Consider the following 14,346-nt stretch of genomic DNA (forward strand, 5'->3'; position numbering starts at 1 on the left):
ATGGAACACCTGAAGTAACATATATCTGCATGAAAAGCAGGGGAAAAACAGAGCCAGAACAGAGAAAATCGGGGTCAAAAAGGCAAACTAAGTTTTCCGTTAAGAGCAGAGAAAGACGAGGTTTGAGTTTTGATTTGAAAAAAGCCGAGGAAAATCAGGAGCGATTCCTGAAATTTGCTCGGCTCTTGGGCAAACATATTAAGCTTTAGGCAATACGTTTAGGCTTTGGCAAAGTGAAATTGCTATCCACAAGAAGCTGACTGCCTAATAACCAAGTGACCAACAGGTTCTGTCAAAAATTTCGTGTAAACTCAATCAACCTGCACATGTTAAAAGGTTACATCCTAATTTGGTTCACGAACTGTAACCATAACTTACCTTCATGATATCGAGAAAGGAATCTTCCTTGTTACTCCATCTTTTTCTACATGTACCAAGCGAGTGCGCGATTCCAGCACTGTGATCTGCCCATATACTTCTATAACCGAGCTTCCCTTGCAACACACTTCTGATCATTATTCACACCCCCTAAGAAATCATTCCAGAGAAATGATCAACGGACTAAATTCATTTTGATAGATTTAATCAGAAAAGGTTAACAATTAAGGGGCAATTTGAGTTGACTGGACTCTATTTATGAAACAATACATATTTATAACAAGAGTGAGCAATCCAGTTGACATTTTATACAAACTGATTTATTCAAAATCTATTAATTAGTAAGTTTTACCCTTTTAATAATCTTCGGACTCCTTCTACAGCGTAGTCGTGGTCTAGTTGTCCTGTTAGACCTCCAACCGTAACGGAACCGATAACTCCAACCCCTTTAATCCGAATTGGAAATGATCCTCCAACTGCTTGGAACTCACTTGGGGATAAGAGTGAATTAACTTCATGGCTCAATCCACTTTCTTCGAAGCGTTTTGCAATGAATTGAGTGCTACGATTGTAGTGATCCAATACACGTTTCTTACGGAAGAGCCAAGTATAATTCTCTTCAGAAGTTCCTTCCATTAAATGGGTAAAGACAGGGACACGATTGCGTTCAATGTGAATAGCAATTGCTACTCCATTCTCTTTTGCATAATTGATCAGTGTCAAACCAAGATTCAAAGCGTCTTCATGGGTAAACTTCTCAAATTGAAGTTCATTTTCTAATTGCTCAAGTTGTTTCAAATCCATTGATAATTCCTCCCATTTGTTAATGTTTTTGATCTAATTTATTATTTATTACTGCGAGGAGAAACGCGCCTGCTGCCATAATAGCGCCTATCCAAGCGGTATCTAAATAACTTAGGTAAACAACAGCTACCCCACCTAGACTTGAACCGACTGCAATTCCAACATTAAAGGCAGATACATTTAAAGCTGAAGCGATATTTTTTGCAGATGGGACTAACTTTTCAGCTAGAGTGAGGATATAAGCTTGCACACCTGGTGACATCATAAAAGCGACTAGTCCTAGTAAAAGAAGACCTACAATACTCAGTGACTTGCTTGGCAAGAACCACATTTGAAGTAAAAGGACTATTCCTTCAAGGATGAAGATCAAACGCAATGCTTTTACGGGATGATTATTGGCCATTTTTCCCCCAATGATATTACCAATTGCTACTGCAACCCCATATAAAAGAAGCAAAAAGGAAATATTCTCGGAAGAATAGCCACTTATCTCTTCTAGAATTGGAGCCAGATAAGTAAACAAAACGAATGTTGCTCCAAACCCTAATGCTGTCATAAACAAGGCAAGAAGAATGCGATAGTTCTTAATAAGCAACCCTACATCTTTTAAAGTTGGTGGATTTCCTTGCGTTTTAAATTTATCCACCGCAAATATATTTACGATCAAACCGATAAACCCTAAGATGGCAACTACTCCAAATGTCGAACGCCATCCAAGATTCTGTCCAATAAAGGTTCCTAATGGTACACCCACGATCGTAGCAACTGTTAACCCCGTAAACATAATGGAAATAGCCGTTCCTTTTTTTCCTTCAGGTACGATCTCAGTAGCAACAATTGAAGCTACCGCAAAAAACACACCATGTGAGACGGCTGTTATTACACGTGATAGCATTAAGATCTCGTAAGATCCAGCAACCGCTGAAATTAGATTTCCCATAGTAAAGATCAACATTAAAATGATTAGATATCCCTTCTTGGGAATCCGCCCAGTTAGAGCAGTCACTATTGGTGTACCTACAGCTAATGCAATGGCATATCCAGAAATTAAAGTCCCAGCTTTTGTAACTGAAATACTTAGATCATTTGCGACAGTTTGCAGTAATCCGATGATAACAAATTCTGTTGTTCCGATTGCAAATGCACATACAGCTAATGAAAGTAATGCAATATATACTTTAATCGTCATTTTCTCAAGCCCCTCCCTAGCTTCTCTCTTAATAACCTACTACCTTATAACATCTTAGAAATCTCTTCACTGCATTGAATTAGTCTTTTACTTAGGGATCGATCCATTTTTTTGTTTAAACGTACAGCTGGGCCTGATAAAGCTACAGCAGCAATAATTTCATCTTTTAACAAAATAGGCGCAGCAATACATCTTAAGCCAATTTCCGTTTCCTCATCATCTACGGCATATCCTTGCTCACGAATTACTTTTAAATGTTCCTTCAGTAAGTGAGGATCTACAAATGTGTTTTCAGTTTTTTGAGTTAACTTCAATTGATTGATCACTTTACCTCTTCCCTGTTCACCTAGGAAAGCCAATATGACTTTGCCGAGTGCACTTAAATGAGCAGGAGAGCGCTCTCCAACTTGCGTATGACTTCTAACAGAATGTGTGCCATCTACAACTTGTGTTGTTACGATATCTGTTCCGTCTAAAATTCCTATATAGACTGTTTCCCCAATTTCAGAGCTTACCTGAAAAAGTGGTGGAACCGATAACCAGCTCAATTTAGCATTATAAGGATTCGTTCGACCAGCAACTTTATCTGTTACACTATATGATTGATCTTCTTTCTTCACATATCCCATTAATTCAAGAGTGTAGAGTAAACGAAAGGTCGTCGATTTGTTTAAGGAAAATTTTCTCATTAATTCACTTAATGTCATGCTCTCTTCTATTAGTAAAGCATCTACGATCATGAGTCCTTTTTTTAAAGTGGCCACTTCATACTGACTCATTTGTCTTCACCCCGCTTTCAACAATGCCTATATTAACTGCACGAGAATTAGATTTCAAAAAAAGACCCTTTTGTTTCTATATTTGAAACCTGTATAAGATCCATCCAAAGTAATTTCTACTTAGACGAAGATTAATATTCAAAGCCATGTAGCTGATTTCCCGAAAAAAATAACGAACCACTTAAGGTTCGTTAAATCTTATTATCTGAGGGAGCGTAATGCCTCGCCCGTTCCTTTCTAAATTAAATGGTTGTTCGACAAGCCATGTCCCCCTCTAATCTTTTGATCTCCAAAGTGCTTTATTCTAAATAATATCAAGTTCATATCTAGAGGACTAATTATCGATGAGGTCTCATACCAACACGCTTGTCAGCACAACTTGAGTACAAAAGGTGCAAGCATCAACTTTGCTTCTGTGTGTCCAACATTATAGTCCGTCAGAAAAAACTTACTCAAGTTGACAACACTCTGAGCTTATTGATTTAGGGGGTCTGTCGGATTGGACTGATGTTTCTTTACAATGTAAGGCTCAAAATCACTCTCTCGATCTCGAGGGACTTGGATGTCAACATCCCCGTACTCAGAACGGACGGTTTTCTTGCTATACCCATTGCGGCTGTTGGTTGTCCGCTTGTTTTTCATATCATGCTTGGCGTATCCAAGAGAAGACTCGATTTCAGCTTCCAACATTTCTTGTATTGTGTCTGGGAATAGATTCTTTAACGCTGACTGTACATCGTCCACTGACTTCATGTTTTTCTCTTTGATCCACTGCTTGATCTGCTCCTTTTGACATCATAAAAATCTCCCAATCTTTCTACTCCTAATTGTAGTTTAGAGGTTGAGAGTTTACACAAAATATTTTACAGACTCGAATGGACTGCATCCGTTTAAGTACCTCATGCATCTTTTTGAGAAGTTGCCGCAGCTCGAGGCTCCCCGTGATCCGAAGTTACTGGAGCCGTTTTTGCCTTTGTCTTCGTCTATTCCACTGATGACTACGTGATAAAATCTATAACAGCCCCAGTACAATGATAAGCCTGGGTCTACTGACGTTTATACCGTATGCGTTTCGGAAACAGGCTTTAGTCAAATTTTTATGCTAGTCCGTGCAATCTGTGATTCTAATACATCATATAGAGCAAGTTTATAGTTTATTTTGTCCAAATTAAAATATAGTTCCCCTATACTCTTCTCAATTTCTTTTTTATGATGAAGCATCATCCTTTTCCGTTCCGAAATAGTCGAATCCCCTTCTTTATACAAGTATACATACTTCTGAATTTGGGCAATCGGCATTCCTGTTGCTCGAAGTGCAGTAACAAAGTGTATCCAGCTTAAATCTTCTTCGTCATATAACCGCTTCCCATTTTCATTTCTCTTCACATGTGGAAGCAGCCCCTCCTTTTCGTAATATCGAAGTGTGGGAGCCGCCATTCCTGTCAATTCAGTTACTTCTCTTATAGTCAACATAAATATACCTTCACCCCTTCTGTTAAAGTGAACTTCAACACCTTCTTGACTTGCCCAATTAAATTAACCGTGTTTTTGCTATAAATATTGGTAAAAATATGATTAAAACAAAGAAATCCTCTGTTCAATTATGTACTTATTATTATATAAAAAAGCCTTGACTTAAAGTGAACTTTATCTTTTATGATAACAATGAAATTAATAATGATTCTTGAGAGGATGAAGTTACAATGACAAATATCTCAATCGTCACTGGCGGCAGCCGCGGACTTGGACGCAATACTGCCATCAGTATTGCGCGTCATGGCGGTGATGTCATCCTGACCTATCGTAGCCAAGTAGATGAAGCAAAGTCTGTTGTTACTGAAATCGAAGCTCTGGGGCGTAAAGCAGTCGCTCTACAACTCGATGTTGGAAACATCGCCAGCTTTGCGGCCTTTGCTAAGACAGTCCGTTCGACCTTGCATTCTACTTGGGATAGCCCCACTTTCAATCATCTGGTGAACAATGCCGGCCACGGAGAAATGATAGACTTCGCCGAAACAACAGAAGCTCAGTTCGACGGCCTGTTTAATGTGCACGTCAAGGGCGTGTTTTTCTTGACTCAGACCCTTCTGCCACTTCTTGCAGATGGTGGCCGTATTGTGAATTTCTCATCAGGTCTCACTCGTGTATCTTATCCCGGATTCTCCGCCTATTCTGCGGCGAAGGGAGCGGTCGAGATTCTAACCCTCTATATGGCCAAAGAACTTGGTCACCGAGGTATCACCGCTAATACCATTGCACCTGGAGCAATCGAAACCGATTTTCTAGGAGGTTCTGTACGCGACATACCTGCTTACAATGACACGTTTGCCGCGATGACTGCCCTTGGTCGAGTCGGGGTACCTGAGGACATTGGTCCCACAGTCGCCAGCCTACTTGAAAACGATAATCGCTGGGTTAATGCTCAGAGAATCGAAGTCTCGGGTGGTCAGAACATCTGATCGCAAGTAATGGCCCCAAAGTACCTTCCTTCTAGTTGTCAGAGGCCGCTGCGTGGAGATGCGGCGACCTCAAAAATATGTCTAAGGAAAGGAAAAATACAATGCCAAAGATTATTGTTCACGCACCTGAAGCTGCATTCGATTTGAAGGCACGGCGAGCAATTGTCGGAGAACTTACAGATTTTGCGCTTGAATGCGAAACCTTGCCAAAGTCACCCTTCATCAAAAGTACGGTTTGGACCTATTTTAATCTTTACGATCGAGATACCGTTTTTATGGGAGAAGAAGAAGCGACAACGAATGTTGTCAGCGTGCAGATCTTCGTAATTGAGGGCGGTTTAGACAGCGACGCCAAAAAAAGGCTGATCGAAGGAGCTACCACAATTTTCGGACGACAACTCGGTACTTCTAATCTCATGCCCGTCTATATCGTTATTCACGAAGTCCCCGAAGAAAATTGGGGGATCTTTGGGCGGAAAGCGGATTTAGCAGCTTACCCAACATCACCAATTGACGCGGCAGCTATGGTAATCATTTGAGCAGCAAATTGCGGCCCAACAACAATGCACCAGTTGCGAAGATAAATGTTCAATTTTCTGATACGACAATTCCATTAATGGGAGTTTGCAGAGTTTTTTCGACCCCGATCGAAAAACTCCAAAAGTGCTAAGGCAAACGGTCTTAATCCGTTTAAATATTAAGTATCTTCATTTCATTTTCAGCCAAATGATTATCTGGTTAACTTTAACGAACAAAAGCAGCCGATCGGGAAGCCGGCTGCCGTCATATCATGGTGCTATCATTCACAGTTAGCGTACTTTTCCTTCGAAAGACTGAGAGCCGTCCACTACAAATAGAGCAATCTTCTTGGCCACTTCCTCTTTATTCGTGGTGACGCTGCCAGTGGCCCATTGCAAGGCACCCTCATGAATGATTTGTGCAAAAATGGGCACAAACATGTTCTTCTCGTTATCTGTATAAACATGTTCCAAACTTTTCGACAAAAAAACCTTTAATTCGTTTAACATTTTTTCTTTCATTTGCGGTAGGACCAAGCCACCATAGCTACTGCGACATTCAATGTTCGGTTGTTGATAAAAATCGCATACCGCTAACACCAGCTGTTTTATGCTGTCCTGATCGAATTTCACTATGCCTGAAGTATGGTTCTCAATTGAAGCCGAAGCTGAATCCCCCATAATATAGTCCATTAAATCGTATTTATCATTAAAGTGAGCATAGAATGTGGCCCGATTAACTCGTGCTCCCTTTGTTATATCCGCAATCGTAATTTTTTCGAAATCTTTTTTTGAAACCAAATGAAAATAAGCATTAATCAATGATTGTTTCGTCTGCGTTGTTCTTAGATTCATTACTTTTGTTGCCATTTCCTTCACCTGTAACCCAACAATTTATTATTTTTGTTCCTTTAGCAACATTCGCACTGGGTTGTTGATTGTTGCGTTATACCTTTGGCTGTATAGTGTTCATTAAAGCAACATGTGTTTCTTTTAATATATCACAGATAAGGAGCTATAGAATAATGAAAACTATTGTCATAATTGGTGCAGGTCTTGGATTAGGTTTGTCTCTAGCGAAAAAATTCGGAGAAAATGGTTTTAGGGTTGTGCCGATTGCACGTAATCCTGAGAAATTAGCTATTATCGAAAGCGAGCTTAGAAAACAAAATATTGAAACACAGTCATTTGTAGCGGATATTACAGACTTAGCCGCTTTGAAACGAGCCATTCAAGCTGCAAAAAAAGAGTTCGGTTCGATTGATGTGTTGGAATTTAGCCCCTATGCCAAGGAGAATACATTTACAAACGTGATTGAAACTACGCCTCAAAGCGTATTAGAACAAATCAATGGCTATTTGTTGCCTGCTATTCTTTCCGTCAATGAAGTTCTGCCCGAAATGATAAATAACGGTTCAGGTGCCATTTTATTTACAACGGGCATATCCGCCATGTTCCCTTTGCCTATGATCGGGAATGCCGGAATCGTTGGGGCGGGTATTCGCAATTATGCCACAAACCTGCACAATGAGTTGAAAGAAAAAGGCGTATATATCGGACATCTTTCTATCGGAACTCTGATACAAACCGGAACAGCAGGGGACCCCGATGTTATTGCAGACGCTTGGTATAATTTATACGAGAATAAGGACCGCTTTGAAGAAACATTCCCTCCTCCGGAGCTTGATCCGGCTAAAATCTTCTAATTGTTCTTTAATGCAATGCATGATTAATAATGTATAACTGCTACGGTTAACCAAATAGGTTCTTGTCCTGTTTCTAACAAGAACCTATTTGGTAAGTTGAATGATTCAAGCATTTAACAGTGAAACGGCCCAGTAGCTTCACGAAAAAGCAGCCGTTCCTCATTGTCCATAGTCATATTTAGGTTTATAGTCTTTTCCCCATGCTCCTAAAGTATTAATGATAGTCGATATCAGCCTAACAAGGAGCTTCCATTGTTGTGAAGCTGGCCACAATAAATAATGACGGTCCCACTGGAGGCTTTTTTGATGATCAGGGAGTCGTGCCTTGGTCACTAGAAGGAATACCGCAAAACGAGAGGAGAAGTTATTGTGAACCATTTAATCGTGTATGCCCATCCGAGAAAAGAAAGCTTTAACCATGCCATATTGGAAACCACCGTCCAAAGCCTCCGCCAAAAAGGACACGAGGTCAACGTCCGCGATCTGTACGCGATGGAGTTCCAGCCTGTCATTAGCAGCAGTGAGATTCTGGGCGGCGTAGGTGAAGAGATCGAAAAGGAGCAGGAATATCTAATATGGGCGGATGTGATTACCTTTATCTATCCGATATGGTGGACTGGACTGCCGGCAATCGTCAAAGGCTACATTGAACGAGTATTTTCGTATGGGTTTGCGTATCGTTACGTAAATGGAGAACAAAAGGGACTGCTTAAAGGCAAAAAAGCCATAATTATCAACACGCAAGGAAAATCGCATGCCCAATATGCCGCAAGTGGCATGGACAAAGCTTTAATTCTAACTTCCGACATAGGCATTTTCGAATATTGTGGTCTAGAGGTGCTGAACCATGTGATTTTCGAGTCCGTACCGAGTTCCGAAGAAGCAACTCGTGCTGATTGGCTGGAACAGATTAAGGAGATGGTGAACAAGTTGTAAGGAATAAACACAAAAAAATAATATACGGCACTAGGAGCAGCCCGTTGCGGAGCTGCTCCCTGTTTTGGTTGAACTATTGTCCTTAGTAAAATCTTTCGTTGCCGATTATAGATACTGTTTTGAACAGTAAACAAATGCTTCAATAAGCCCAGTTTGACTCTATCTGTTTGCATTCGTGCAATGTAGTGTCCACATATTGGTTAACTACAACGATTCTGGATTTGAGTATTCACTAAAGCTAGCGAGATACTCTATATGTAGATCAATGAGCTGTTTTGGTGGAGTTGGGGTTAACATCAAGGTTCCAGCATTTAAAAATGTACAAAGCACAATAAATTCAATATCGATTTCTAAGTAGTCTGCAATAGTAATATGTGGCTTCCAATTAGTAAAGACCGGAATACTTAGTGTGGGCGAAGAATACCAACAATGCTTTTCATATCATAAAGCGTGTTATGGCAACCATACCAAAGGGAACTAATCCTGTTAATGGTGCGACAAAAGGACAAATAACAGTTATTGAAACAAATGAGGAAGTCAGTTCAGATGCTGGCTGGTCTTATGATAACGGAAAAACGTGGTACATTATCACTGGACGAACAACACCAAAGCAATTAACAAAAATAGTAAAGTCTATGGTTAAAGTGGATACAAGATAGTATAAAATCGTTGATTTATTAAATATCCTTAAAAGCAAGTGTTCAGTGAAAATAAAGTATTAGACCGGAACCCATTATGGTATAAGGAGTTCCGGTCTTCTATATCACTAGATTTTTGAAAATTAGTTTTAGACTCGACGTTAGAAGGAAGCGATCCATGGATCTAAACTGAATAATAAAGTTTTAGACCGACTCATTACACTATTCGAACCCGTTAGTTTAGTGGTTCCGGTCTCGGGACAAATAAAGCTCCTTTGCGGTCTGCAGAAACAGTTTCACTCCGTGTGGAGCCTCCTTCAAAGAAGGAACCGCCAGATGAATCTCTCTAAACAGCTGCGGATCAATTGTCCTAATGCGGACATTAGGCGGCAGTGCCGATAACGACAACGAAGTTTTCGATACGATCGAGACTCCCAGTCCTTCTTGAATCATGCTCAACGCCGTGTTTATGTTGTGACCATCATATTTGGTCCGCAAAGTGGTTCCGAATTGCTGGAACAGCTCGTAAATCGGCGTTACAAACCCACCATTGCACACAATCATAGGTTCATTATCCAGATCCGTGATATGGATTGTCGGGCGGCTTTGCAATGGATGATCATCCCGAAGGACTAAACATAATTCATCTCGGAAGAATGGAATCGTTTCCAGTTCGTTGCTCGGCGGAATAATCCATCCGACATCGATCATTCTGGAATCTAGCCATTTTTTAATCTCGTCGATGGTTCCTTCGTACAGTTCGAATGTCAGCCCCGGGAACTTCTCCCCGATCACCCGCAATATTTTCGGCAAGAAGTGCGCGGACACAATTGGGAAGGCCCCGACGCGAACGGTGCCGACTTCAAACCCTTTTTCAGCCGTTACCTCCTGCTCTACCTTATTGTAGCCGTGCAAAATGTCTCTGAATATGGCTAGCAAGCGCAAACCAATATCAGTGAGAATGACCCCGCTTCTCCGATCCCGTATCATGAGGGTGACTCCTAATTCCGATTCAAGCGCAGAGATGGCGCGGCTTACGGCAGGTTGTGTCATATTCAATTGCTCACCGGCTTTAGTGAAACTACCAGTCTCGACTATTTTCACAAACAACATTAGTTGCGAATGTGTCATAACAATTATGGTATCTCCTTTATAATAAACATGCATTTTATTTATCTAGTAAGCTATTGTACCATAGTAAGCACCATCAGACAAAGGAGCTGTAGATACATGCAACTTTCGCGAACACTTACTTTTATCCTTTTAGCGTTATTAGTTACGTTGTGGGGGGTGAACTGGCCGCTTTCCAAATATGCACTCGAATTCGCACCACCGTTGCTTTTCGCTGGCTTGAGGATCTTTATCGGAGGTCTCATTTTGCTTATTATTGCTATACCACGCTATAAACAACTTAATATGAAGGATACTTGGCAGATCTACCTGATTTCCGCATTGCTGAACATCATTCTCTTTTTCTACTTTCAAACTATCGGACTGAATATGATGCCGGCCGGTTTGTTTTCGACGATTGTGTTCATGCAGCCCGTTCTACTCGGTATCGGAGCTTGGTTGTGGTTGGGTGAATCTATGACTGGTTTCAAAATAATCGGCTTGATTCTCGGCTTCATTGGAGTCGCTGTTGTCAGCATTAACGATGGCTCTGGGAATATTTCGACCGCCGGCATCTTGCTTGGTTTAGCTAGCACGATTACTTGGACGTTCGGTACTATCTATATGAAGAAAACCTCAACTAGAGTCGATGCGATCTGGTTAACTACTCTTCAGATGATCTTTGGGGGAATTGTATTGTTGGTTGCGGGTACTACCGTTGAAAACTGGACGGATATCGTCTGGAACCAGTCGTTCATCTCGACGATGTCGGTTATTGCGATCTTCTGTACGGCATTAACTTGGCTCATTTTTTTTCTGATTGTCAGATCGGGCGATGCTGGAAAAATCGGTTCGTTTAATTTTCTGGTCCCGCTTATTTCGATCGTGATCAGCGTTATCTTTTTGGGAGAAACGATCACTGCCAAGATGGTGGTGGGACTCATTCTAATTATCATAGGTGTTGCACTGGTAAACCTCAAACTGAAAAAGCGGGACAAAGAGCATGTGGGGAATATGAAGGCGAGAAGTGACCACGTATGACGACATCTTCCATCTCCACGATGACGGAATGCATGTAGAGTTTATTCAAAAGGGATACAGACACTTAATTGATTCTGAGGTTCGAAGAAAATAAAGTTTTAAACTGATCCTGAATAATGAGACAACGGCAGCCTAGGACAAGAAAAGAAGTCCTAGACTGCCGCTGCCTGATTCAACTATCGAGCCCGTTAGTTTAATTGTGACCGAATAATTTAAGGGGAACCAACCTTACTGTTGAACCTGATTAATTAAGTCTATTAGGTCGGATTGAGCTAATTTATTACTACCTAATTGCTCGCGATTACCGTTGATGTAATAAACAAATCGAGCTAAAAAACCATTTTCACCGTCCCACCATATTAATTGGCTCGTCTCGTCTTCTTCGTAATACGCTTGTTCTCCATTTTTAAGTTTCACTAGCTGCTTGCCTTGTTTTGATATTTCTTCTGGTTTATCAATAACCTTGCTTAAAATGTAATTTATTTCTTGTTTAGTCTGCTTGTTTTTATAATGAAATACGTATTGTTGGAGTGAATCTGGATTATCAATTGCGATCTCTGTCCGAACATCATTAACTTCAAATGGGAATCTAAAAGGTTCAGTGAACTCATAGCGCATTGATTTACTTCTTTTATCGATATGAGTGCCACCACTACATCCACTTATAAGAAAACACAGTATTAGGAAAATAAAAGAAATACACCTCATTACATCACCCCCTCTAATAACATTAACGCAAGAAGTTGCAATATGTTACGTTATACTGCTCTTAGCGTAGAAAAGGTTAACCACCAATGACACATACAATACCAATGACGAATATTCTTTTTCCCGTTGAAATCAGCCTCATTTCACTCGCTACCTAATAACTACATTAATCGCCTAATATATTCCAAAATCTTTCATTGTAGCATGCCTAGGTTATTTAGCATAGCTGCCCGATAGCTGAACAGGCTGCCGATCATGCTGGCAGCCTTGCGTCTTTGTGCTATCGTACGTTAGCGCAACAAAGTTCCACTCACTTCGGCGGTTGCTTCAACACGAACGGCTGCGTCCGCGTCACGAACTGGAAGCCTTGCTTGCGCAGAATCGGCGCGGAAGTCGGCAGCGCGTCGACGAAAGCATGCGTCCGACCGCGGTCACGGGCTTCCTGCAACCTCGAGGCGACCAGCGCGGTAAAATGGCCTTGTCGCCGGTGTGTGGTCTTGGTGCGGCCCCCGGTCAGTTCGGCGTATGACCCGCCGGTTCGGAAGTAGACTCGCCCACAGGCGACGGGCTCGCCGTCCACGTAGGCGATGTGGATGCTCATCTCGTCCAGACTCTCCTGCAACTTCAGAGCCAGCGCGCGCCGCTCTTCCTCCACATTTCGCCTGCCAATCTCGCGGGACACCTCGGCGTAGTGGGCCAGGTCGCGCTCGTCCCGGACGATCCTGATATCGTACCTATCGACGTCACCGAAAGTGGCCAGCGATGCCTCGTCCAGCGGCAGAACCAGCACTTCCTCCTCGTCGTCGGCCTCGAACTCGGCGGCGACGAGCCGCTCGGGCAGGTCTACGGGCGTGTCGTGGCCGTAGTACTTCCACTCAAGACTATAGCCGCCGGCTACCGCGGCGTCCCTCTCCCGGCGGATCAGTTCATCAATCTCCTCCGTTAGACAACTGGCGAACACGATCCTGCACTCCGATCCGTCCTCAGTACGCTCCACGAATACGTCACCGCTGGAAGACGGCGTGCCCATCGCCCGGCGCTCCGCATCTAGGCCCGCCAGGATGTCGGATCTCACAAATTGGCTCATGTCACAGCGCTCCTTTGCCGATCTATGTTATTAAACTGGATTTAACTTTTTACCACAGTCTATAAATTATCATATATTGAAATTAACCTGCCCGTTAGCGTAATGCCTCGCCGTTTCCATCAATCATTATTTCCACAGTCTAACATTTTCTCAATCTAAGACTCATTTTCTCTAAACAATAATAATTGATCTCGCCCGTTCCTTTCTTGGCTATTCGACAAGCCACATCCCCCTCTAATTTTTTGATCTCCAAAGTGCTATATTCTAAATAATATCAAGTTCATATCTAGGGGACTAACGTTTATCAATGAGGTCTCATACCAACACGCTTGTCAGCACAACTTGAGTACAAAAGGTGCAAGCATCAAGCTTGCTTCTGTGTGTCCAACATTATAGTCCGTCAGAAAACATTTACTCTAATAAAAACTACGCATATCTGTACAATTTCAATCATTCTTCTTGGCGTTTTTTAACTCAATAATATCTACAATTTCCATCTGGTCACGCGTTGACAACATACTAAACTTTTTGATTAAGGAATTATCCAGCATATTAATTTCTCCGCTAATCTCAATAATACCGTCCTCGTTTGCTTCATTTCCAAATAAGAACAATGTTGCATCAATTCTAAACACACTGATAATTGCGAGAATAGTCTCTAGTGAAGGATTATATTTGTTCTGTTCTAGCTCACTCAGAGTTCCCTGAGATACACCTATAAATTGTGAAAACTCAGTTTGGTTCATTTGATTTCTCTTTCTAATTTCCCTAATTCGCTCTCCTAACATTGGCTACAGCTCCTTCTTTATAAAGAAGTCCCGATGACCTAACAAAGCATCATCGGGACTATTCTAGGAGTTCCACACTTTTTTATCAACAGACACTCGTGTTCGATGAAAATAATGTTTTAGACTGTAATTGTTGATTTGACGCGGTTTTTCAGTTTCAAAATCGTCAGCTTTTGATAAATAAGTTTTAGACTAAGCTGGTATT

At 41.6% G+C, this 14,346-nt stretch carries 14 protein-coding genes and 1 pseudogene; 5 read left to right on the forward strand and 10 right to left on the reverse strand.

Going from position 1 to position 14,346, the window contains the following annotated elements:
* Positions 1-726 precede the first annotated feature (726 nt).
* From SB752_RS24420 to SB752_RS24440, 5 genes and pseudogenes are all read right to left on the reverse strand, one after another.
* Positions 727-1,182 carry a heme-binding protein gene (locus SB752_RS24420; RefSeq protein ID WP_410718107.1) on the reverse strand — a complete coding sequence of 152 codons (456 nt, stop codon included), beginning with the start codon at positions 1,180-1,182 and terminating at the stop codon, positions 727-729.
* A gap of 19 nt (positions 1,183-1,201) precedes the next feature.
* Positions 1,202-2,371: an MFS transporter gene (locus SB752_RS24425; protein WP_410718108.1), complete on the reverse strand. Its 1,170-nt coding sequence runs from the start codon at positions 2,369-2,371 to the stop codon at positions 1,202-1,204.
* 44 nt (positions 2,372-2,415) lie between these two features.
* Complete coding sequence (locus SB752_RS24430; RefSeq protein WP_410718109.1) at positions 2,416-3,150, reverse strand: IclR family transcriptional regulator; 735 nt, start codon at positions 3,148-3,150, stop codon at positions 2,416-2,418.
* Between the two features lie 504 nt (positions 3,151-3,654).
* Positions 3,655-3,930 (reverse strand): annotated as a pseudogene (locus SB752_RS24435) (transposase); the annotation flags it as partial.
* Positions 3,931-4,239: 309 nt separating this feature from the next.
* On the reverse strand, positions 4,240-4,623 hold the full coding sequence (locus SB752_RS24440) for a MerR family transcriptional regulator (RefSeq protein WP_410718110.1): 384 nt from the start codon (positions 4,621-4,623) through the stop codon (positions 4,240-4,242).
* 230 nt (positions 4,624-4,853) lie between these two features.
* On the opposite strand from SB752_RS24440, the gene SB752_RS24445 reads away from it, so the two are divergent.
* Positions 4,854-5,609: an SDR family NAD(P)-dependent oxidoreductase gene (locus SB752_RS24445; protein WP_410718111.1), complete on the forward strand. Its 756-nt coding sequence runs from the start codon at positions 4,854-4,856 to the stop codon at positions 5,607-5,609.
* Between the two features lie 101 nt (positions 5,610-5,710).
* Positions 5,711-6,148 (forward strand): tautomerase family protein, encoded by a 438-nt coding sequence (locus SB752_RS24450; RefSeq protein WP_410718112.1) that lies wholly within the window; start codon positions 5,711-5,713, stop codon positions 6,146-6,148.
* A gap of 270 nt (positions 6,149-6,418) precedes the next feature.
* On the opposite strand, the gene SB752_RS24455 is transcribed toward SB752_RS24450, so the two are convergent.
* On the reverse strand, positions 6,419-6,997 hold the full coding sequence (locus SB752_RS24455) for a TetR/AcrR family transcriptional regulator (RefSeq protein ID WP_410718113.1): 579 nt from the start codon (positions 6,995-6,997) through the stop codon (positions 6,419-6,421).
* Positions 6,998-7,152: 155 nt separating this feature from the next.
* Between SB752_RS24455 and SB752_RS24460 the strand changes: the two genes are divergently transcribed.
* Positions 7,153-7,833: an SDR family NAD(P)-dependent oxidoreductase gene (locus SB752_RS24460; RefSeq protein ID WP_410718114.1), complete on the forward strand. Its 681-nt coding sequence runs from the start codon at positions 7,153-7,155 to the stop codon at positions 7,831-7,833.
* 369 nt (positions 7,834-8,202) lie between these two features.
* A complete protein-coding gene (locus SB752_RS24465; protein WP_410718115.1) occupies positions 8,203-8,769 on the forward strand; it encodes an NAD(P)H-dependent oxidoreductase in 567 nt (188 codons plus the stop codon).
* Between the two features lie 878 nt (positions 8,770-9,647).
* Here SB752_RS24465 and SB752_RS24470 read toward each other — a convergent pair.
* Positions 9,648-10,538, reverse strand: coding sequence for a LysR family transcriptional regulator (locus SB752_RS24470; protein ID WP_410718116.1), 891 nt, complete (start codon positions 10,536-10,538; stop codon positions 9,648-9,650).
* 99 nt (positions 10,539-10,637) lie between these two features.
* Between SB752_RS24470 and SB752_RS24475 the strand changes: the two genes are divergently transcribed.
* Entirely contained in the window at positions 10,638-11,558 is a 921-nt protein-coding gene (locus tag SB752_RS24475; protein WP_410718117.1) for a DMT family transporter, read from the forward strand.
* Positions 11,559-11,786: 228 nt separating this feature from the next.
* Here SB752_RS24475 and SB752_RS24480 read toward each other — a convergent pair whose 3' ends face one another.
* The 3 genes from SB752_RS24480 to SB752_RS24490 all read right to left on the reverse strand — a co-directional run bounded on the left by SB752_RS24480 (position 11,787) and on the right by SB752_RS24490 (position 14,141).
* Positions 11,787-12,266, reverse strand: coding sequence for a hypothetical protein (locus SB752_RS24480; protein WP_410718118.1), 480 nt, complete (start codon positions 12,264-12,266; stop codon positions 11,787-11,789).
* 310 nt (positions 12,267-12,576) lie between these two features.
* Positions 12,577-13,353: a GNAT family N-acetyltransferase gene (locus SB752_RS24485; RefSeq protein ID WP_410718119.1), complete on the reverse strand. Its 777-nt coding sequence runs from the start codon at positions 13,351-13,353 to the stop codon at positions 12,577-12,579.
* A 446-nt stretch (positions 13,354-13,799) separates the two neighbouring features.
* Complete coding sequence (locus tag SB752_RS24490) at positions 13,800-14,141, reverse strand: helix-turn-helix domain-containing protein (protein ID WP_410718120.1); 342 nt, start codon at positions 14,139-14,141, stop codon at positions 13,800-13,802.
* Positions 14,142-14,346: the final 205 nt, after the last annotated feature.

Source organism: Brevibacillus sp. SIMBA_040, from assembly GCF_046535075.1.
GTDB lineage: Bacteria > Bacillota > Bacilli > Brevibacillales > Brevibacillaceae > Brevibacillus.